Raw genomic sequence first — 492 nt, 5'->3', positions numbered from 1 at the left:
CGTCTTCCAGATGTGTATAAGAGACAGGGATTAATCTTGCTCATACGCGAGCCTCCGGTTGAAATGAATCTTCCGTCCAAATACCCATTTCTTTTAGTTTTTCCTGCGCGCTCATCGTAAATTTATGCTTGGGTAACTTGTTTATGGCAAATATAAGACTTTCTCGATAGTTCGGACTCCAAAATAAAACTCGTGTCGTTGCGTTCGTTGTTCTAAAGATAAAAGGCTGACCGCGACGCATAGAATTTTCATAACTAACGTGAAGAATTTTATCCCATGCCATAAAAGTAGGCACGTTATGGATAGCAAAAAACAAAAGATAGATTTTGGCCTTCACCGTTATACCTTCATCATTGAATATAATTTTGGTGTTCAACACGCTGAATAACGTCGGTACACCTATTATTATTATTACAAGATCAATATTATGTTTATTCCAAACAAAAATTCCTCTATTAATCTCATCAATAGCCGCAAATATACCTCTAATTA

The 492-nt window shown here is 36.2% G+C and carries 1 protein-coding gene; it reads right to left on the bottom strand.

The features are described from left to right. Positions 1–40: 40 nt before the first annotated feature. The coding region (locus tag ACYVRA_RS08585; protein ID WP_461252302.1) for a hypothetical protein at positions 41–492 on the bottom strand (452 nt) is incomplete at its 5' end.

This window comes from Treponema sp. R8-4-B8, assembly GCF_054786175.1.
This window is presented reverse-complemented; position numbering and strand designations above follow the sequence as displayed.